Genomic DNA, 19,735 nt, shown 5'->3' with positions numbered 1-19,735 from the left:
TGTGGAAAAAATAAAGCAAGACTGTTATATTAGTATCTCCAACTGTTGTTACTCTAAATCAGAATCATGAAAACACTTGCACTCTCTTTCATCTTTATGCTCTTTATCTGTTCGCTGAAAGCTCAGTCGACTTTTGTACGATTGGTGACCAGTAAAGGAGATATTACACTGATGCTGTATGATCAAACGCCTAAGCACCGGAATATGTTTTTACAGGCCATTAAGGATGGAACTTATAGCGAGGCTGTCTTTAACAGGGTAATTAAATCCTTTGTTAGTCAGGGAGGTGAACTGGATGAGGTGATCCTGGACCGCGAGAAACAACATCCGGAAAACGCACCAAAGCGCCTGGCAGCAGAAATTAAACCAAATCTTTTTCACAAAAAAGGAGCCCTTGGTGCAGGAAGAAATGATAATCCGGAGAAGAACTCGTATTTATCTCAGATCTACCTTGTTGCTGGTAAAAAGCAAACAGACGCGCAATTAGATGCTATTGAAGCGAAGAAAGGGATGAAATTTTCTGAAAAGCAAAGAGAAATATACAAAACTATAGGAGGGACTCCGCATCTTGATCAGGATTATACCGTATTTGGAGAGGTTGTAGAAGGAATGAATATTGCTGATGAAATTAATAGTGTTGCGACAAACAAGGATGATTTACCTTTAAGCCCGGTCGTTTTTAAGGCGGTGGTACTTTCCAAAAAGGAAGCTTTGAGATTACGAAACGTGGAAAGAAGCAAGTCTTAAATAATATGATGATCAAAATTGCTTTACAGGGGTTTCTTCTTTTTGGCTTACAATGAATAAAGTCAATTGGATTTACTTTTCTACAATCCGGTTTCTTTTCTAAAAGAACACATGGTAAGCTAGTTTAATTAGCGGAGCCTCTGTTCTGTTCAAGCTGTGCTTATTGATTTTATGTTTTTGCGGGGTATTGATCATCTTTCTGATGAGCATGTCCGTCATTTACTCTTTCTTTGGTGCTGATTTGTGTTTGTGAATATAAATTATACTTTTTGATTTCATTTTTTATTACTTATTAATATTAATTGCGGTTTTTGTTCGTTAATTATCTAATTACTGATTATATTTGTTTTATAGTCACGTTATTTATTAGTTTTTAATGTGAATAATGATGATTTTGTAATTTAGCCTATGATTACATATAAATTTAAAGTTAAATCTCTGTTATATTTCAATTTTAATTGGATTTGCTTTGTGTTTGTGTGTTTTTCTGTTGGTTTCATCGGTTCTTTTCAGGCGCCTCCCTTTATTTTTGCAGAATTTCTAGTCGTAATAGGATGTTTTATTTCCTTGATCTTTCCTGCTGAAGGATCTAAGGCTGTTTTCTGTAAAAATGTTTATTCCGAATCTATCCTTACACTATTGATACGTACCTATGAAAAAAACAGAAACGATGAAAGAAAAGAAACCTAGCAAGCGATTGGCCAAATTAGCAGGATTGCTAATTTGTATGCTTGTTGCTTCTTGTGCCAGTACAAAAAGCGTCCCCTATTTCCAGGATGTTTCTTTGGCTGAGCAATCCGCACTCGCAAATGCGGCCCCATTCTCAGATCCCGTGATTTTGCCTGACGATATCCTTTCGATTTCGATTTTTACGATTGACCCTGCAAGCACTGCTGCGGTTAATCAGGTGAGCCCTCAGCAAGCATTGGGATCAAGCTCCGCAGGAGCGATTGGTCAGCAGCAAATCTCCGGTTATCTTGTTGATAAGAAAGGAGAAGTGGAGTTGCCTGTTGTCGGTAAGATTAAGCTTAGTGGGTTAACTACTTACGATGCCAGGGATGTCATCAGGGCAAAAGCCAAGGATTTTTTTAAAGATCCAACTGTACAGGTCCGTTTTGCTAACTTTAAAGTAACAATTTTAGGTGAAGTAGCCCGGCCTGCAGCTTATACTTTGCCAAATGAAAAAGTTAGCATTCTAGATGCATTAGGCCTTGCGGGTGACCTCACTATTTATGGAAAAAGGGAGAATGTTTTGTTGATAAGAGATAACAACGGCAAAAAGGAATTTGCGCGTTTCAGCTTAAATTCAGCAAAATTATTTAACAGCCCTTATTATTATCTGAAGCAGAATGATGTAATCTATATTGAACCAAACAAAGGTAAGGCTGCTTCACTTAATACCGCCAGAGTGCAGACGCTTGCAATAATTGGTTCCGCTCTTTCTGTATTGGTGGTACTGTTCAGCCGGTTGTAATAAGCCGATTCTTTTTAACCTTAAAATATTGTAATGAATACTTCAGATGTGAATAAACGTCAGGGTGAAGAAGAGGTTATTGACCTCAACCGCCTTTGGACAAAAGTTTCCATAAAATGGCCATGGCTTGTTTTCTCAGTTATAGCTTGTTTGATCCTGTCTTTCTTATATATAAGATATAATACCCCCATGTATAAAGTGACGGCGAGGGTTATGGTGAATGATGATAAAAAAGGCTCTGGCATGATGGGAGCCAGTGAACTGCTGGGCGACCTCGGTGGTCTGCTTGGTGAGAAGAGTACTGTGGATAATGAGGCAGAGATATTTAAGACACGGTTACTCATGGAACAGGTGGTTAATGATATGAACCTTAATGTCACGTATTTTAAAAAAGGAAGAGTAAGGAATGTGGAGCTTTATAAGAGCCCATTTAAAGTTCTTTTGCTAAAACCCGCAGATACGATTAAGAAAACAGCTGTGGAGTTAAAGCCATTGAAGGATGGTCGCATCTCCATTAGTGCAGATGAACTGGATACTGTTGTTAATTTCAACCGTGTGGTGAATCTTCCTAAAGTAGGAACTTTTATGCTATCGAAAGTAGAAGAAATTCCATTTGTTTACGAGGATTACAGCTTCGTTATTTCCAGTGTCGATGAAAAGGTGGCTTCTTTGATGGACGATATGAGTGTGGAGGTGGCCAACAAGCAAATCACCATTGTTGATCTAAGTATAAATCATAGCGTTCCTAAAAGGGGAGAAGATATTCTCAATGAGATCATTAAAAAGTATGTGGAGGGAAATTTAAAGGATAAAAATGAGGTAGCAGACAGTACTATAAAATTTATCCATGGCCGGCTGGCACTTATTGGTGGAGAACTTAGTGATCTGGAAGGAAATATTCAGGGATTCAAACAGAAAAATAATCTTGCAGATATGACCGAGCAATCTAAGTTACTCGTTCAGAATACAAGTGAATTTATGAATGAACTGTCTAAAGTTGAAACTCAGCTTAATATTCTAACGAGCCTGGAGGTGTATCTGAAAGATGAAAATGGTCATAAACGCGTACTTCCAAGTGCATTGTTGCCTGCAGATATGGTGTTTAGTGGTTTGATAGAGAAATACAACGCGCTGCTTTTGGAGCGGGACAGGAGTCTGTTGAGTGTTACAGAGACTAATCCTGTGGTTGTAAATCTCGACCATCAGATTGCAAACCTGAGGAAAGATATGTTGTCCAATTTGTTAACTACTAAAAATGGATTAACCATTACAAGAGACAAATACCGCAGTCAAATGAATTCGACAGAGGGGCAGATCAAGCAAGTGCCTGCAACGGAAAGAAATTATTTAAACTTAGCCCGGCAACAACAGATTAAGCAAGAACTATATGTATTCCTTATGCAGAAAAGTGAAGAAACGGCTATATCTAAGACTTCTACAATCGCTAATTCCAGGACGATAGATCCGCCTAAATCTCAATTTAAGCCCTATAGCCCTAAAAAGCCCGTAGTTCTTTTGTTTGGCTTGTTTGTTGGCTTGCTTATGCCAGTTTCGTTTATTGGCGTGTCTGATTTTCTGAATAAAAAAGTGAGTAGTAAAGAGGATATTTTAAGGATTACGCAGGTTCCGATTATTGGGGAAATTAGTCACAATGCAGAAGTCAATAATTTGGTGGTTGCCAATAATTCAAGGTCTGCAATTGCAGAACAATTCAGGGCTTTAAGAACAAATATTGCCTTCTACCTTCAGGACCCTAAGGAAAAGGTTATTCTTCTAACTTCCAGTATGGCCGGAGAAGGGAAGTCTTTTGTTGCCATTAATCTTGGGAATATACTGGCAATAACCGGAAAGAGAGTTTTGCTCATGGAACTGGATTTAAGAAAGCCTGGGCTTTCGTCAAAGCTCAACATCCCTAATAAAACTGGTTTTACAAACTATGTTATCAATAAGGATTTAGGTGTGGATGATATTGTAAAACCTTTGGAGTTTCAGGAAAACTTGTTTGTTGTCAGCTCTGGACCAGTTCCCCCAAATCCTGCGGAAACATTGATGAATGAAAGGACAAATGCCTTGCTTGAAGAGTTGAAAGCACAGTTTGATTATATCATTATTGATGCCCCTCCAATCGGTATTGTGACGGATGCGCAGTTAATGGAGAAGCATGCGGATATATGCATGTATCTGGTTAGACAGAAATTTACATTAAAGAATCAACTGAATATTGTTGAAGATCTGTATGTAAATAAAAGGATGAAGAAGATAGGGATCGTTGTTAACGATATTCATACGAATGATGGCTACGATTATGGCTATGGCTATGGTTATGAATATGGAGTTTATAATGAGAAGAAAAAGAACTTGTTCAATAAATTTTTGAAGTAATTTTTAGACATCATGAGATTAGCATATGTAATGGTTTTATTGGTTTGTACATTGATTGTTTCCCGCTTTTCCGGAGACGTATTTAAAAAGCTGGATAACAGCCTTACCTTAGATAGCCAGAAAGTCTATGTACTGATAAGAGGTGATATAGATCAAAAAAAAATAGAAGACATTCTACAGAATAAACTGGTTTCCGGGATCACTTATTATTTAGGATGGTCAAGGTTGAATCCACAAGAGGGGGTTTACGATTTTGCTGTCCTCCACAAAGTAGTAGGATTGGTAGCAAAGGCTCATAAGAAAATCAATATTGGAGTGTTGCCTGGGAGGTGGAGTCCATTATGGGTTGGTGGAACCGGGGCAAAATATATGGGCTGGATTCATCAGGATAATTATGTGGAATCGGGAAAAGAAGAGAATTCTAAAGCACCTGTTCCTTGGGATGAAAAATACTTGTCTCATTATTTTGAATTTCTCCATAATTTTAAGCTTGCCCTGTTGCCGGATATGGAATATGTGAATTCTATTGCGATTACCGGAGGTAGTAATACAAATGGAATTGAAACAAATTTTATTGCTGATCAGCAAGAGATGAATAGAGTGGGGTTTAATTTCAATAATTATACAACCAACTGGAAGAAAATAATCAGTGAATTTAAGCAGGAGTTTCCTTCTACAGTTCTGACGCTTTCTATTCATAATATTTATGGTGATGAAAGAACTGACCGGGTGTCTAAAGATTTGATCCGTTATATTGAAAACGATGATAAAATTAAGGTTGCGGCTCTGGCTTTCACAGACGATGCCTGGTTTAGAAAGGGGAACCAGTACGCTGATCTGGTATTGAAAGAACAACCGAATAAGATCGTTTTGCAATCTATCAAAATCTATTCAAAAAAGGATAATGAGAGCGGTTTTAAGGCGATGATGAAGAAGGGGGTAGCTATCCATCCGGCATGGATCGAGGTGTGGGGAGAAGATGTTGAAAAAGGCTATCTAAACTAATTGCTATGGTAATGATCGTCATTTTTTGTCTTGTTTATTTATTTGGCTTGTTCAAAAAAGGGAATAATGACTTTTTTCAGCCGGAAGTTTTTTTGAACCTGTATTTTATTGTGCTTATCGGATTAGGGCCAGTTGCACTTTATTTTTTTTCGGCGGAGATGTATCGCTCGGCCAATTTTCAACATGTTGCAGTTATCGTTATGATGGGCTATGTTTTTATAAATGTTGGATTCTATATTGCGGCAAATACAAAAGATTACAGATTATCCAGACCCGGAAAGCCATGGCATTCGATAGGTGTACACCTTGATGCCAAGATTAAAAAAGCAAGTCTTGCCTTTGTCGGATTAGGAATTCTTGCCGGGTTGATTTTTTTTGCCAGGGCAGGAAATATTCCAATTCTGGCGGGAAACAAAGAGCTTGCCAGGGTTGCGGCCCTATCGGTAGGAGGAAATGGTTATTTCTTGTATCTGATGACATTTTCTATGTATGGATTGGCACTATATGCTACCTATTCTTTTAGCAGAGATAAAGATCGTTGGTTTTTGTTTGCAATTTTTGCAGTTGTTGGACTTATTATGACCGGAACTGGCTCCAGGCGTTATTTGCTCTGGTTATGCCTGTATCTTCTGATCTCGAGACATTACCTTGCTGCCCGGCTTTCTAATAAACTGATGTTTATTTACGCAGGTATGGGGCTACTTTTCATCAATGTGTTCGAAATGTTCAGGAATCCGGATAGCATGACCACTGTGGATTTGGCTACAACATTTACCTATCGGTTTGTACTTTATATCTCCAATCTTGAAAAGGTCATCACCGCATTTGTAAGTAAAGGAAACCTGGAATATGGATCTACTTTTTTTATGGACATTATTACGGCATTGCCAGGGAAGCAGCTTGATTATCAATCCTGGTTAAAGGAAGTAACAAACCTGGAATTTGAGGGTTTTGGTATCCCTCCAACTTTAATGGGAGATCTATATATCAATTTTGGTTATGCGGGAATCGTAATTGGGTGTGTTTTGTTTGGTTATTTCGTTAGAAAGGCATACAACAGATGTATCTTAACACATTCCGGTTTTTACCATATCTTCCTATATATGCTCATCCTGGAAGTCGCCTCTAAGGTGATTACATCGGGGATATCAGCTCAGTCTGTGAGTATGCTGTGGCTTGTCATCTTTCTTGCCCTGTTGAGGGTTGCATTTGCTGTGTTTGCAGCTAAAAAAAATAAATTAATTAGGATTAACCTTGAAAACCCCAGTTAAGTGCGAAATATTAAAGTAATACGAGTTATTGTTTCCGGTTTTGGTGCAGCTGGCACCACCTTTCTTCTTCAGGTGTTTTTAAGTCATCAGTTGGGATTAGCGGAATTTGGTGCCTATGCTGCAGTGACGTCAATTTTAACGGTAATTGCGCCTTTCATAAGTATTGGTATATCAGGTCTTTTTTTGAGGAGGGCTTGTGTTGACCAGAGTCAGATTGGCCAACTGATGCCAATCTCCATTGTTTGTCTATCGGCAACTACCTTACTTGCCTACATTTTAAGTATACTCTTCTTGCCTGGTGTATCTATTGTTCAATCCATTTGCCTGGCTACTTTTTATTTTCCATTTGCTCTTCAGAATATCACTGTTGCAAGTGCACAGGTGAAAGAAAGATACAACGTTGTTTCTGTTGCGCAATCAGTTTTACCAACGGCTAAACTACTGATCGTTTTGTTTTCTTTGTTTTTTTTGGTGAACCTAACCACCGTGTCTTACTTTATTGCGGCTGGTCATGCCATTGCTTTTTATGTTTTGCTAGTGTTATTTAAGAGGGAGTATGATTATAGGGAGTCCGCTGATTTTAATATAAAATTCAGAGAGATCTCCGGATTCATGAAACAGTCTGTTTTTTACGCTTTAAATGGTACAGTAAATGTTGCCCAGATCCAAATTTCGACAATTGTAGCTGTTTTTCTTTTCGGAACGGCCGCCTCTGGGCTTTATTCATCTGCGAGTACGCTTTTAACTGCTTGTTTTCTGCTGCCGAATATTGTTTTTGGGACTTATTTTTTGCCTAAATACCACAAGATGACTACGGATCTAAACTCCATAAAAACTCCCTTAAAACATGCTTATGTTTCTTTTGCAGTGGGATTGTTTACAGGACTCATGCTTTTTGTATTAACTCCTTTTGTGATTAAAGTTGTTTATCCCGCTTCTTTCTCTAGTGCCTCTGTAATTCTAATGATCTTATGCTTAAGTATTCCATTGAGATTTTTTTCTACAGCACTGGGTGCAGCGATTTTATCGGAAGAGAGTATTCCACTTAAAGTAGCTGTTTCTTTTCTGTCGATTGCCATACAGGCCATATTTATGTACGTGCTTAGAGGGTATGGGATGCAGTCTTTGGCCATGAGTTACGTGATCAGTGAGTTTTTTGTGGCAGCATTATATTTTATGATTTATCAAAGGTATGTCAACATGGTTAGAATCAAATTAGCAGTATGAAAATTTCATTTATAGGTTACTACGGAGCGAATTTTGGAGATGTATTGATGTTGGATACCTTACTCGAGTACTTCAAGAATCACTATGCCAAAATTGTAATATTCACTTATGGTGATGCGGATTTTCTGAAAATTGCAATCGCGCATCATATTCAGTCTTTTGATATAGAGATTGTTGATCTGAATGCGCATGGCATAAGGGATTTTAAAGATCGTCTTCGTGGTTCGGTGTCATTAAGTTGGGGAGGAGGTACTTGCTTTATGGATCAAAATGGAACAGGTGGAATTAAATATATGTCCATTGCCAGGCTTATGGGGGTTCAGGTTAACTATTTAGGGATTGGAATAGACAGTTATAGTAAGTTTAAAACAAAAGCTTATCTTTTTCTTGCAAATATGATCTCCTCAAACATTTTCGCCAGAGATGGCAAGTCGCATGAGGTTTCTAAGAAATTTGATTTTTTTAATCGTGGAAGTAATAAATTAATCCATGATATCGCCTTTAAGCACCAGAATTCAGACAAGGTCCAAACGGGCATAGAAAACAAATATGTCGTTTACAGTTGCAGGGATCTTTCGGGATATGATCAATTCGATAACAAACAAATCAATCAGAGCCTCGTTTGGTTAACAATCAAGACTTGCAGGGAACTTGGGGTTTCTAAAGTTGTTAACCTGGTTTGTGATTATGAAGTTGATTTGGAGACTGCCAGTCTTGCGGAAGCTTTATTCTTGGAAAGTAATATCGCAGTAGAGACGGTATTGGGGCATGAAATAGAAGCTGCTGTTGCAAAAATTTCAGGTGCGGCATATGTAGTGACCGCGAGATTACATCCTGCAGTACTGGCGCACACCTTATCTGTCCCTTATTCGATTTTTAATTATTCGGATAAAAATCTAAAATTCACCAGAGAGGTAGGGGAGATTCAAAGGATAATCCTGCCCGAGGGTTTATCCACTCACCGTCCGGACTTCAATGTTCCTGCAAGTGAGGGGTTAGCTGGAAAAGCGGAAGTTATAGAATATGCTTTTAAACAATTATTACCTGCCAAAACATGATGATCGATAAAAAACAAAATAAAGCATTAGGCTATGTTCATATTGTTGAACCTGTGGGAGGACATGGGGGGATGGATTATTATGATTATGGCTTGGCTCTGGGCTTGGGTGAGCATGATGTTAAAGTTAAGTTTTATACCTGTGATGTAACGCGGACAAGGGTATATAAAAATGTAGAGACTGTGATCACCTTTAAAGGTCTATGGAAGAAAAAGCTTTTTGCTAAAGTCAGTGAATATTTGATGGGTCATTTCAAAGCATTTAACATTGCAAAGAAAGCTGGAGGGAAAATCGTTCATTTGCATTTTTTTACTTTCAGGTCTGTTGATTTAATAGTAATTGCGCTGGCACGTTCCATGTCGTTTAAAGTTATTGCAACTTTACACGATGTGAGTTCTTTCCATAAACAGGCAAATAAATTTGTAGAGCGGTCGAGTTATAAACTCATTGACGGGATTATAGTCCACAATCAATCGTCTATGGATGCTTTAAGTCAGAAATCTTTTGTCTCCTCGCCTGTACGTATTATTCCACATGGAAATTATTTACCTTTTATTGAGTCACTAATTTATCCGGCTAAACGAAATGTTCCTTTTCGGTTGTTGTTTTTTGGGCAGATAAAAACAGTCAAAGGATTAGATGTGTTGATCAACGCCATTAAATTGGTAAAAGATAAGTCTTATAACGTAGAATTGGTGATTGCCGGTAAGGCCTGGAAAAGTGACCTGAATTTATATGAAGAGCTGATTAACGACCTGGAACTTAACAATGATATTCAAACGCATTTCAGATATATAAAAGACGAAGAAATTGCTTCTTTTTACGAGGGTGCTGATTTGGTAGTTTTGCCTTATCGGGAAATTTATCAGAGCGGGGTTTTGTTACTTACGATGAGTTACGGAAGGCCGGTATTGTGCTCCGATCTACCTCCTTTTAAAGAGTTCGTTGAGCAGGGCGAAAATGGCTTCCTTTTTAAAAGCGAAGATCATGAAGATTTGGCTAAACAGATTTGTTACCTCGTAGACCATCCCGAAGCACTCATTGGTGCTGCAAATCAATCAAATCTTATGATCAGGCAAAAATTCGACTGGTCAAATATTGGACAATTAACAAAAGGTTTTTATGAGCAAATTCTATAAATCATGATGAAAGTTTCAATCATTGGAACAAGAGGTATCCCTAACCACTATGGTGGTTTTGAGCAGTGTGCAGAATATTTGGCATTAGGTTTAGTTAAAAGAGGTTTTGAAGTCATCGTGTATAATTCCCATAGTCATCCTTATCAGGAGAAGGAATGGAAAGGGGTTAAGATCGTGCATTGCTATGATCCAGAAGATAAACTGGGAACTGCGGGACAATTCATCTACGATTTAAACTGCATTCTCAATGTAAGGAAACAGAACTGTGATGTTGTGCTGCAATTAGGATATACAAGTAGTTCAGTCTGGGGCTGGCTCTTGCCTCAAAAAAGTGTAGTTACCACCAATATGGATGGTTTAGAATGGAAGCGAACTAAGTATTCGCAAAAAGTTCGGAAGTTTCTTCAATATGCCGAGCGGCTGGGCGTGAAATATAGTGATCATTTGATTTCAGATTCTATCGGTATTCAGGAATATTTGAAAACTAAATATAAAAAGGATTCTACTTTCATTGCCTATGGTGCAACCTTGTTTGAGAACCCTGATGTGAGCGACTTAAAAGAATATGGACTTGTACCTCAGCAATACGACATGCTGATCGCAAGATTAGAGCCTGAAAATAGCATTGAAATCATACTAGATGGTGTGCAGAAAGCGGGGTTAGAACGTCCATTTCTTGTGGTGGGGAAACACGAAACAGTTTATGGGGAATACTTAAAACAAAAATTTGCCTCTTATTCCCAGATAAGGTTTATCGGGGGAATTTACAATATCAATACCCTTAACAATTTGCGCTATTACTCAAATGTTTATTTTCACGGTCACACTGTTGGTGGTACCAATCCATCACTTTTAGAGGCTATGGCCTCAAGCAGTTTGATCTGCGCAAATGACAACCCTTTCAATAAATATATCTTAGAAAATGACGCATTTTATTTTCAAAATGCAGAGGAGGTTGCCGGGCATCTGTTAAAAATTGAATATGTGAGTGACCAGTGTCAGATAATGTTGAAAAGAAATAGGGATAAGATCACAAATGTATATGATTGGGAGCTTATTGCCGATCAATATGCAGCTCATCTTTCTGGGGTAAAGGGGAAATTTAACAGATAAAAATGGGAAACTGAACAAATATGCGTTTGCAAATTTTAGGGAATTATGATGAATAAAGTTATATATGCAGTTGCGTGGATCATTCTTTCTATTCTATTTTGTTCATGTGAAAAGGTGATCAATGTAAATTTAGATACTGCACCCAACCAAATTGTAATTGAAGGAAATGTTACAGACAAAAATGAGGTACAGACAGTTAAAATTACTCAATCTGTACCTTATACAGGGCAGAATGTTTATCCTGTGATAAATGGGGCTTTGGTAACTGTAACTGACAATGTAGGAAATTCCTGGAATTTTAAGGAAAGTGCACCGGGTATTTATACTGTTGGGCCGTTTAAAGGTGTAACAGGGCGTACCTATTTTCTCAATGTGAATGTTAATAGCGAGGTTTATACTGCCACTTCGGTAATGCCCGGGCATGTTAAAATGGATTCTTTAAGCTTGAAGATCATTACTTTTGAGGCAAAGGATTACAAACAGATACAGGTACATTATAAAGATCCGGGTGACGAAGAAAATCAATATCGCTGGATTATGAAAATTAACAATGTACAAACGAGGCGTATTTTTGTGGCAAACGATCGCTTTACAAATGGGAATACGACCTCTGAGGTGCTCTATTATGCTAAAGAGGACAACGAACCATTGGTGAAGGGGCATAAAGTATGGGTAGAAGCCCAGAACATCGATAAAAACATTTTTACCTATTGGTTTACCCTCAGTCAACAAATTATGAAAGGCCCCGGAGGGGGGGTGACCCCTGGTAACCCACCTTCCAATATCAGCAATAACGCCCTGGGGTATTTTAGTGCACATACTACCGAAGCTTTACTTTACGAAGTTCGGTAGTATTATTTTAAAACTTCTTAATCAGCTTGAGCGTAAGTCCAGTCGAATTGTCCAGCAGTTTTCCCTGATCAAAGGCTGCGGCCAATCCTGCGCTATAGCCCTTTTTCAGTTCCTTTAAACCCTCGGCATAGAAGGAAAATTGCTGTACAGGTACAAATAAATTGGTCGTATTTGTTTCTCTCATGTTACCCATAGAATGTCCATAAGGACTGGTTCCGAAAGTTCCATAGTTCCAGGAGTAGGTAAGTTTTGTTAAAAAAATCAAATCATTTAATGTGCCTTGTAAACCCAGGTGGAGTGCAACGACCCGGTTGTTGATGAAATAATCTTGCTTATTGGTCGCCTGACCATCCCTGGCATCATCTCTGCGCGTAATAAGAGGATTTCCAACACCCATACCATTATATGACCAGCCTTTGATGTAAAAAGAATTATTATAGTAGTCTTCATCTCCTGATTTGGTTGGAGTTGACCAAGGGTATCCAGCCTGGTCTTTGGAATAAAAGAATTCGAAGAGTGCTTTTTTCCATTGGAAGCCACTATTTCTTGAGTTGTAGCGCTTGTTTTCAATGCTGATGCCGTTCAAACCATCAGCGATATTTGCCAATTTTGACAAGGCGCCAACGTCATAAAAATTCTGGCGGTATATCATCACCTTTATAGCGTTGAAGTCATATTCTGCAGCGACATCAAGCGAACCGATCTGGTTTCCGATCTTGGATTGAAGAATACCTTTTGAACTATAGGTTTTTCCTGTAACTACATAGAAAAAGGTTTCAATTGGAGATAACTTATAATTAGGGCCATAAACAGATCTTTCATCACCCCAGTAAACCTGATGATTAAATCCCCCGTAAAATTTTAATTTCCAATCTGGTTTTCCAAGGCGTATGTACAAGGACTTTTGATGGAGATAGCTGCTTGGGTGAGTATTGTTGATTTTTACCGCAGAGCCGATCTTGTCCAGTACGGTCAGTTTGCCGAGCCAGCCATGTGAAAAAGTACCTTTCACTGAAAAAAGACCACTAAAGAAAGGGAGGCTGTAGTATTCTGGAATGGCGATCTCTACTTTAGGAATTCCCAGAGCATTTCCGGATACAGCAAAATTTCCGGAACTCAAAGTGGTATCTCCATTTAATCCCATAACGTCTTTACTTCTTCCTGCTTTTATCTGGAAGACACCGATTCTGAATTTTGCATAAGCTTCTATCAATAGTAGATTTGAATTTTTGCCACCATTGGCCCTCCCTTCAAATCCAAACCCCCAGTCTGTAAGCCTTTTGTTTCTGGAGTTGCTGTCTGTGAATAACTGCGTTTCATAATCCTTGCGTGCCCTGGCAATAAAGCTTGCGGAGGCCCCGCTTAAAGGCACAGATCCATATTGGTTTGATCGCATCCAGAAAGGGACGGTATTGCCTGTTGTTCCTGTGGCCTGAGTTTCTATTTCGGTTTTGATTTTGTTTAAGAATTGCGCTCTTGTTGGATGCGAAAAAATTAGGAGCACAATCGGAATTAAGAGGAGTTTTTTTAAAGTTTTTGCTCTCGTAAAGTTAAAATACATATAGGTAGATGGATTAACTAATAGGGATGTTTTTGCTTGGTTGATTGTTTTTTTCTTAGTAATTCTGTTGTGTGGACGTTTTTATTGGTTTTGTCTTCATTTTTATTGGTTTTTTGTGTGTTTGTTCGTGTTTAGTGTTGTGTTGTGTAAAGAATTTATGATCTATATATGTTTTTTATGTTAATAGAATGGATTTGTGTTGTTTTTGTTTGAATGTTTTCTAATTTGAAACGCATTTTTTATATTAATTATTGTTTTGTTAATAAAAATGATAATTAATTATCATTTTTTGTGCTCTTTGTGGTTGAAAATTTTATATTTGTGTATGCTTTACACTAAGATAAAAATCGTATGAAATAGATAATAGACCTAATCAAAAAATCCATCCCTATGAAAAACAAAATTTTAATAACTGGAGGCGCCGGTTTTATCGGCTCTCACGTAGTGCGCAGATTTGTGACGAACTATCCGCACTATGAAATCGTAAACCTTGATAAGTTGACCTATGCTGGAAATCTAGCGAATCTAAAAGATATAGAAGATAGGCCAAATTATAGATTTATCAAGGCAGATATTACAGACCCCATCGAAATAAATGAGCTCTTTTTAAAAGAGGAATTCGATGCGGTTATTCATCTCGCGGCCGAATCTCATGTAGACCGCTCTATAACCGATCCGACGGCTTTCGTCATGACCAATGTGATCGGGACAGTAAATCTTTTGAATGCAGCAAAGGAGTGTTGGAAAGGTTCTTATGCGGGTAGGCGGTTTTACCATGTTTCTACCGATGAGGTTTATGGTAGTCTTGGTGAAACAGGCCTGTTTACCGAGTCCACAGTATATGATCCGCATAGCCCTTATTCTGCTTCAAAAGCCAGCTCGGACCACTTTGTCCGGGCTTATCACGATACATATGGTCTTGATAGTGTAATTTCCAATTGCTCAAATAATTATGGGTCACATCATTTTCCGGAAAAACTGATCCCCCTGGCCATAAATAATATCAAAAACAATAAACCTGTTCCTATATATGGAAAAGGAGAGAACGTTCGTGACTGGCTTTGGGTAGAAGACCATGCCCGCGCAATAGACGTTATCTTTCATCAGGCTAAAAGTGGCGAGACCTATAATATTGGTGGCCATAATGAATGGAAAAATATCGATCTGATCAAGCTTTTATGTTCCATTATGGATCTAAAGTTAGGGAGGGGATCTGGTGATTCGGAGAAATTAATCACTTACGTGAAGGACCGTGCAGGCCACGATCTGAGATATGCGATTGATTCGACAAAACTTCAGGAAAACTTGAACTGGGTGCCTAGTCTTCAATTTGAAGAAGGTTTAGCGAAAACAGTTGATTGGTATTTAGAGAATGAAGAATGGTTGAATGATGTGACCACAGGCCAATATCAAAATTACTATGCAGGCCAGTATATAACGCTGGATTAAGGAAATGTAACCGGGAAAAAGGTGCCGTTTAAATGTATGGCCTGGTTTCCTGCAGGCAATATTTTGATTTTTTGAAAGGATCATCTGTTAGTGACTTTTCAAAGAAGGATTTGTTGCTGCCTTATTCAGCCGCTAATCATGTTTTAAAATTAGGGGCAAAAATTGAAAATCTTAATATGTGCTGCATCTGGTTAATTGTGGCAGTATGCATTACAAATTAAATAATCTATAGTATTTACCAGTTAAACAAAGAAAAATGAAAGGAATTATTTTAGCCGGAGGTTCGGGCACACGGTTACATCCACTTACACTGGCCTGCAGTAAGCAGATGATGCCTGTGTATGATAAACCGATGATCTATTACCCATTATCGATTTTGATGCTTGCGGGCATAAACGAAGTCTTGATCATTTCTACACCACATGACCTGCCTCAGTTTCAAAAACTACTTGGCGATGGTTTGGCCATTGGCTGTAAATTTTCATATGCAGTACAGGAGGTTCCCAATGGGCTTGCTCAGGCATTTGTCATTGGAGCAGATTTTATTGGGGATGACAGCGTTGCCCTGATTCTTGGAGATAATATTTTCTATGGAGATGGTTTATCCAGTCTATTGCAAGATATGAAAGAACCACAAGGTGCGGTTGTATTTGCATACCAGGTTGCAGATCCTGAAAGATACGGCGTTGTGGAATTTGACGAAAATAAAAAAGCAATTTCTATTGAAGAAAAACCTGAGCTTCCTAAGTCAAACTATGCCGTTCCGGGACTTTATTTCTATGACAACTCTGTCGTCGAAATTGCCAGAAATATTAGGCCGTCTTTACGTGGAGAATATGAGATAACGGATGTAAATAAGGTATATCTCGAGCAAGGCACTTTAAAAGTTGGCGTATTGAGCCGGGGAACGGCTTGGCTGGACACAGGAACCTTTAATTCTTTAATGCAGGCAGGCCAATTTGTACAGGTCATAGAAGAAAGACAGGGGCTAAAGATTGGATGTATCGAAGAAGTTGCTTACAGAATGGGATTTATCGATTCTTACCAACTTGAACAGGTTGCGAAGTCCTTGGTCAAGAGTGGCTATGGGCAGTATCTTTTAAAACTAATTATATAAACCATCCCTAATCATCCTTCCCTATGTTAACACGTTACGTTTATTTATTAAGATATGTTTTACTGATTACCGATGTGATCATGTTGAACATCGTTTACTTCCTCGCATTTTATCTCTCTTTAAGTTTTGGGAAATCAGTTTCAACAGAATTACACCGGCAATATATTGTTGTTTGTAATATCATTTGGTTGTTTAACACGGCTGTATTTGGGTTGTATACATTGTACGGAGCCAGGAAATTAACCCGTATTTACCGCGGGACATGGAAAAGCATCGTAGCCCATATGGTTTTGTTTGCCGTTTATTTGATATTTTTTAATAGTTTATACTTTTCCAGGACTTTTCTGGTCATCTTCTATTGTCTGCTTACATTTTCATTTATACTAAATCGATTTTTGGGCACGGCTATTCAGTATTATTTCATTAGTAAATTTAATGGCGCAAAAAAGGTTGCTGTTATGGGGTCGAATCACACAGCTGTACGAATTTCCTCTTATTTTCAAAAGCAAAGGAATGTGCAATTTTGTGGTTTTGTTGGTGACGATAATGACATGTATACTGAAAAGAATAGTGAACTTGATGAAGTTACTTCATCAAGACTCGCGGAGGCGGCTGGTAGTGGCGTAAAAGATGTTTATGTGGCTGTTGCACCAGAAAGAATGCCTGAAGTAAGACAACTCATGGCAGAAGCAGAAAAACTATGTATACGTCTTAAATTTATTCCAGATTTTGGAGGAGCTTTAGGCTCTCCGTATACTGTAAGTTATTTGGGCGGCGAGTTCCCGGTGATCACCTTGAGAAATGAGCCTCTGGAAGACATCGGTAACAGATTTAAGAAGCGCTTATTTGATATTATATTCAGTTCTTTGGTTATTATATTTATTCTGAGCTGGCTTTATCCTTTATTGGCTATTATCATAAAAACGCAGAGTAAAGGCCCGGTCATGTTCAAACAGCTGAGAAGTGGTAAAAACGATGAGCCGTTTTGGTGCTATAAATTCAGAAGCATGAAGGTTAATGATGCAAGCGATAAGAGACAAGCAACTAAAAATGATGATCGGGTTACACCCATTGGCAAGTTTATAAGAAGAACCAGTTTGGACGAAATGCCTCAGTTCTTTAATGTTTTTCAAGGTAATATGAGTGTTGTTGGCCCAAGACCTCATATGCTAAAACATACTGAGGAATACAAAGCGATCATTAGTCAATATATGGTACGGCAATTTCTGAAACCCGGAATAACCGGCTGGGCTCAAGTTAATGGCTTTCGGGGGGAGACAAAGGAATATGAGGATATGGAGAATCGTGTAAAATGTGATATTTATTACCTGGAAAATTGGGAATCTATGTTTGATGTTAAAATTATCGCAATGACTGTGATTAATGTTCTTCGCGGAGAGAATAATGCCTTTTAATTGTGTTTACTATTTTCAAAAAACAAAAACCATCATGTGCAGCATTACACAAAGCGAAATGAATAAATTTTGATAGCACATGATAGCTTCATAACCTTAAAAAAATATATTCCAATGAAAAACACCTATGTTCTAATTTTGGCAGGAGGGGTAGGAAGCCGCTTTTGGCCAAAAAGCAGGAATAACTATCCTAAGCAGTTTATTGATATACTGGGAATTGGTAAATCCTTGCTACAGCTCACCTTTGAGAGGTTTTCTAAAATTTGTAAGCCAGAAAATGTTTATATACTAAGCAATGAACAGTACAAGGAATTGATCAAAGAGCAACTACCTCTTTTATCTGATGAAAACATATTGGCAGAACCTAGCAGAAATAATACCGCCCCTTGCATTGCTTATGCCTCTTTTAAAATTGAAAACTTAAATCCTGAGGCTAATATTATCGTTGCTCCTTCCGACCATTTGATCCTTAAAGAAGATGTTTTCCTTCAAAAGCTTGAAATAGCTTTGCGTGACGCTGAAAAGGGAAATAGATTATTTACCCTGGGGATTTCCCCCGTTAGGCCCGATACTGGCTATGGCTATATAAGGTATGACAGGGAGGTGTCTGGCCAGATATCCAGGGTACACCGTTTTCTTGAAAAACCAAATTTAGAGAGGGCAATGGAGTTTGTAGCCAGCGGCGATTATTTATGGAATGCCGGGATCTTTATCTGGAATATTAAATCGATTATGAAAGCATTTCAGAAGTACACACCAGAACTGTATGAAATCTTTTCCGAAGGAAAGGAACATTATAATACATCTACAGAACAAGAGTTTCTTTTGAGAAATTACTCTTTGTCTCCGAATATATCGATTGACTACGCCATTATGGAGAAAGCAGATAATGTATATACCGTACCCGGAGATTTTGGCTGGTCCGATTTAGGAACCTGGGCCTCTTTACATGATGTAATGGAAAAAGACGAGTATAATAATGTCCTTTCGGGGCATAAAATCAATCTTTCTGAAACCGAAAATTGTATTGTTCAGATACCCGGGGATAAGATTGCTGTGATCAAAGGACTAAATGACTATATCATTGTTGATGACGGTAGAGTGTTGCTCATTTATCCAAAATCACTTGAACAGGAGATCAAGGAAGTTTCTAAAAATGTGATTGAAATTTGCGGAAAAGATTTTTCGTGATTTTGTTCATTCATCTTGGATATTTCGATCTGACTGTCCAGGATTAATAGATAATAAAATAAGGCGCCTGATCTCAGGCGCCTTATTTTATTATCTATTAATCCTGCGAGGCTTTTGGAGTATCTCCGCCTATGCTGTCCCGCGTGTTTTTCTGTACGGCAATTGCCGAAAAAATGGTCAGAACAAAAGACATTGCATAAAATCCTTTTTCACTTAAAGCCAATGTGGCATTCCACAGACCCACGGTTAAAAGTACCAGACAAAGAATGGTGCAAAACCAGCTGATGCTGTAATAGATACTGGTCACCGGAATTCCTTCCAGACGGTCACGTACACATTTCTGCACCGATATAGCGGAAAATACACCGAACATTAGAATTGTAAAGTAATACCCCTTTTCATTCAGTTGCATTGTGGCATTAAAAAGCCCGATGTTATAAGCAGCAAACCCAACAATAAGGGCTGCCCAGGAAGCGCCAATAAAGGCATTTGATGGTTTTTGTTGATTCATAATTTAGATGCGATAGATAGTTTAAACTAACTTATTAAGGTTAACTGTAAAACAAACATAATTAAATGATACTGATATAGAAATTCATTCTTTGAAATTGTGCAAATTATCAAACAGGAAAAGCTATTTTTGATTTAAATCATAACATTATGCTTTGGATCAAACGAATACTGATCAGCTTAACCAGTATTTTTGTCATTTTGGTTGTTGTATACCTCCTTGG

16 protein-coding genes are annotated in these 19,735 nt (G+C 38.2%); 14 read left to right on the top strand and 2 right to left on the bottom strand.

The window, feature by feature from the left end; translation table 11 throughout:
• The first annotated feature begins 66 nt into the window (after window positions 1-66).
• The 10 genes from DBR11_RS20475 to DBR11_RS20425 all read left to right on the top strand — a co-directional run bounded on the left by DBR11_RS20475 (window position 67) and on the right by DBR11_RS20425 (window position 12,268).
• Entirely contained in the window at window positions 67-747 is a 681-nt protein-coding gene (locus DBR11_RS20475) for a peptidylprolyl isomerase (protein WP_108554483.1), read from the top strand.
• Window positions 748-1,399: 652 nt separating this feature from the next.
• Window positions 1,400-2,221, top strand: a complete 822-nt coding sequence (locus DBR11_RS20465) for a polysaccharide biosynthesis/export family protein (protein WP_233260846.1) — start codon at window positions 1,400-1,402, stop codon at window positions 2,219-2,221.
• A gap of 33 nt (window positions 2,222-2,254) precedes the next feature.
• Window positions 2,255-4,603 carry a tyrosine-protein kinase gene (locus tag DBR11_RS20460; RefSeq protein ID WP_108554481.1) on the top strand — a complete coding sequence of 783 codons (2,349 nt, stop codon included), beginning with the start codon at window positions 2,255-2,257 and terminating at the stop codon, window positions 4,601-4,603.
• A 12-nt stretch (window positions 4,604-4,615) separates the two neighbouring features.
• A complete protein-coding gene (locus DBR11_RS20455; RefSeq protein WP_108554480.1) occupies window positions 4,616-5,608 on the top strand; it encodes a beta-galactosidase in 993 nt (330 codons plus the stop codon).
• 5 nt (window positions 5,609-5,613) lie between these two features.
• The gene (locus DBR11_RS20450; protein ID WP_108554479.1) at window positions 5,614-6,879 is read left to right on the top strand and encodes an O-antigen polymerase; all 1,266 of its coding nucleotides are present in this window, start codon (window positions 5,614-5,616) and stop codon (window positions 6,877-6,879) included.
• Window positions 6,880-8,106 (top strand): oligosaccharide flippase family protein, encoded by a 1,227-nt coding sequence (locus tag DBR11_RS20445; RefSeq protein ID WP_108554478.1) that lies wholly within the window; start codon window positions 6,880-6,882, stop codon window positions 8,104-8,106.
• Window positions 8,103-9,164 carry a polysaccharide pyruvyl transferase family protein gene (locus DBR11_RS20440; protein WP_108554477.1) on the top strand — a complete coding sequence of 354 codons (1,062 nt, stop codon included), beginning with the start codon at window positions 8,103-8,105 and terminating at the stop codon, window positions 9,162-9,164. Before DBR11_RS20445 ends, DBR11_RS20440 begins: the two co-directional genes overlap by 4 nt.
• Window positions 9,161-10,303 (top strand): glycosyltransferase family 4 protein, encoded by a 1,143-nt coding sequence (locus DBR11_RS20435; RefSeq protein WP_108554476.1) that lies wholly within the window; start codon window positions 9,161-9,163, stop codon window positions 10,301-10,303. The genes DBR11_RS20440 and DBR11_RS20435 overlap by 4 nt, the downstream gene beginning before the upstream one ends.
• A 3-nt stretch (window positions 10,304-10,306) precedes the next feature.
• Entirely contained in the window at window positions 10,307-11,416 is a 1,110-nt protein-coding gene (locus DBR11_RS20430; protein WP_233260845.1) for a DUF1972 domain-containing protein, read from the top strand.
• Window positions 11,417-11,461: 45 nt separating this feature from the next.
• Window positions 11,462-12,268 carry a DUF4249 domain-containing protein gene (locus tag DBR11_RS20425; protein WP_108554475.1) on the top strand — a complete coding sequence of 269 codons (807 nt, stop codon included), beginning with the start codon at window positions 11,462-11,464 and terminating at the stop codon, window positions 12,266-12,268.
• 7 nt (window positions 12,269-12,275) lie between these two features.
• On the opposite strand, the gene DBR11_RS20420 is transcribed toward DBR11_RS20425, so the two are convergent.
• Window positions 12,276-13,772 carry a capsule assembly Wzi family protein gene (locus tag DBR11_RS20420; RefSeq protein ID WP_233260844.1) on the bottom strand — a complete coding sequence of 499 codons (1,497 nt, stop codon included), beginning with the start codon at window positions 13,770-13,772 and terminating at the stop codon, window positions 12,276-12,278.
• Between the two features lie 447 nt (window positions 13,773-14,219).
• Between DBR11_RS20420 and rfbB the strand changes: the two genes are divergently transcribed.
• From rfbB to DBR11_RS20395, 4 genes are all read left to right on the top strand, one after another.
• Window positions 14,220-15,278, top strand: coding sequence for a dTDP-glucose 4,6-dehydratase (gene rfbB, locus DBR11_RS20415; RefSeq protein WP_108554473.1), 1,059 nt, complete (start codon window positions 14,220-14,222; stop codon window positions 15,276-15,278).
• A gap of 256 nt (window positions 15,279-15,534) precedes the next feature.
• Window positions 15,535-16,395, top strand: coding sequence for a glucose-1-phosphate thymidylyltransferase RfbA (rfbA, locus tag DBR11_RS20405; RefSeq protein ID WP_108554471.1), 861 nt, complete (start codon window positions 15,535-15,537; stop codon window positions 16,393-16,395).
• Window positions 16,396-16,418: 23 nt separating this feature from the next.
• Window positions 16,419-17,810 carry an undecaprenyl-phosphate glucose phosphotransferase gene (locus DBR11_RS20400; RefSeq protein ID WP_108554470.1) on the top strand — a complete coding sequence of 464 codons (1,392 nt, stop codon included), beginning with the start codon at window positions 16,419-16,421 and terminating at the stop codon, window positions 17,808-17,810.
• Between the two features lie 114 nt (window positions 17,811-17,924).
• Window positions 17,925-19,001, top strand: a complete 1,077-nt coding sequence (locus DBR11_RS20395; protein ID WP_108554469.1) for a mannose-1-phosphate guanylyltransferase — start codon at window positions 17,925-17,927, stop codon at window positions 18,999-19,001.
• A gap of 97 nt (window positions 19,002-19,098) precedes the next feature.
• On the opposite strand, the gene yiaA is transcribed toward DBR11_RS20395, so the two are convergent.
• Window positions 19,099-19,512: an inner membrane protein YiaA gene (gene yiaA, locus DBR11_RS20390; protein WP_108554468.1), complete on the bottom strand. Its 414-nt coding sequence runs from the start codon at window positions 19,510-19,512 to the stop codon at window positions 19,099-19,101.
• Window positions 19,513-19,735 lie beyond the last annotated feature (223 nt).

It is taken from the genome of Pedobacter sp. HMWF019, from assembly GCF_003061025.1.
Taxonomy (GTDB): domain Bacteria; phylum Bacteroidota; class Bacteroidia; order Sphingobacteriales; family Sphingobacteriaceae; genus Pedobacter.
The sequence above is the reverse complement of the archived record's forward strand: the minus strand, read 5'-3'. Positions and strand labels throughout refer to the sequence as shown.

Excerpts from the sequence above, each read along its gene's own strand:
- DBR11_RS20475 (WP_108554483.1), top strand. The coding sequence starts at position 67 with ATGAAAACACTTGCACTCTCTTTCATCTTTATGCTCTTTATCTGTTCG.
- DBR11_RS20465 (WP_233260846.1), top strand. The coding sequence starts at position 1,400 with ATGAAAAAAACAGAAACGATGAAAGAAAAGAAACCTAGCAAGCGATTG.
- DBR11_RS20460 (WP_108554481.1), top strand. The coding sequence starts at position 2,255 with ATGAATACTTCAGATGTGAATAAACGTCAGGGTGAAGAAGAGGTTATT.
- DBR11_RS20455 (WP_108554480.1), top strand. The coding sequence starts at position 4,616 with ATGAGATTAGCATATGTAATGGTTTTATTGGTTTGTACATTGATTGTT.
- DBR11_RS20450 (WP_108554479.1), top strand. The coding sequence starts at position 5,614 with ATGGTAATGATCGTCATTTTTTGTCTTGTTTATTTATTTGGCTTGTTC.
- DBR11_RS20440 (WP_108554477.1), top strand. The coding sequence starts at position 8,103 with ATGAAAATTTCATTTATAGGTTACTACGGAGCGAATTTTGGAGATGTA.
- DBR11_RS20435 (WP_108554476.1), top strand. The coding sequence starts at position 9,161 with ATGATGATCGATAAAAAACAAAATAAAGCATTAGGCTATGTTCATATT.
- DBR11_RS20430 (WP_233260845.1), top strand. The coding sequence starts at position 10,307 with ATGATGAAAGTTTCAATCATTGGAACAAGAGGTATCCCTAACCACTAT.
- DBR11_RS20425 (WP_108554475.1), top strand. The coding sequence starts at position 11,462 with ATGATGAATAAAGTTATATATGCAGTTGCGTGGATCATTCTTTCTATT.
- rfbB (WP_108554473.1), top strand. The coding sequence starts at position 14,220 with ATGAAAAACAAAATTTTAATAACTGGAGGCGCCGGTTTTATCGGCTCT.
- rfbA (WP_108554471.1), top strand. The coding sequence starts at position 15,535 with ATGAAAGGAATTATTTTAGCCGGAGGTTCGGGCACACGGTTACATCCA.
- DBR11_RS20400 (WP_108554470.1), top strand. The coding sequence starts at position 16,419 with ATGTTAACACGTTACGTTTATTTATTAAGATATGTTTTACTGATTACC.
- DBR11_RS20395 (WP_108554469.1), top strand. The coding sequence starts at position 17,925 with ATGAAAAACACCTATGTTCTAATTTTGGCAGGAGGGGTAGGAAGCCGC.
- yiaA (WP_108554468.1), bottom strand. The coding sequence starts at position 19,512 with ATGAATCAACAAAAACCATCAAATGCCTTTATTGGCGCTTCCTGGGCA.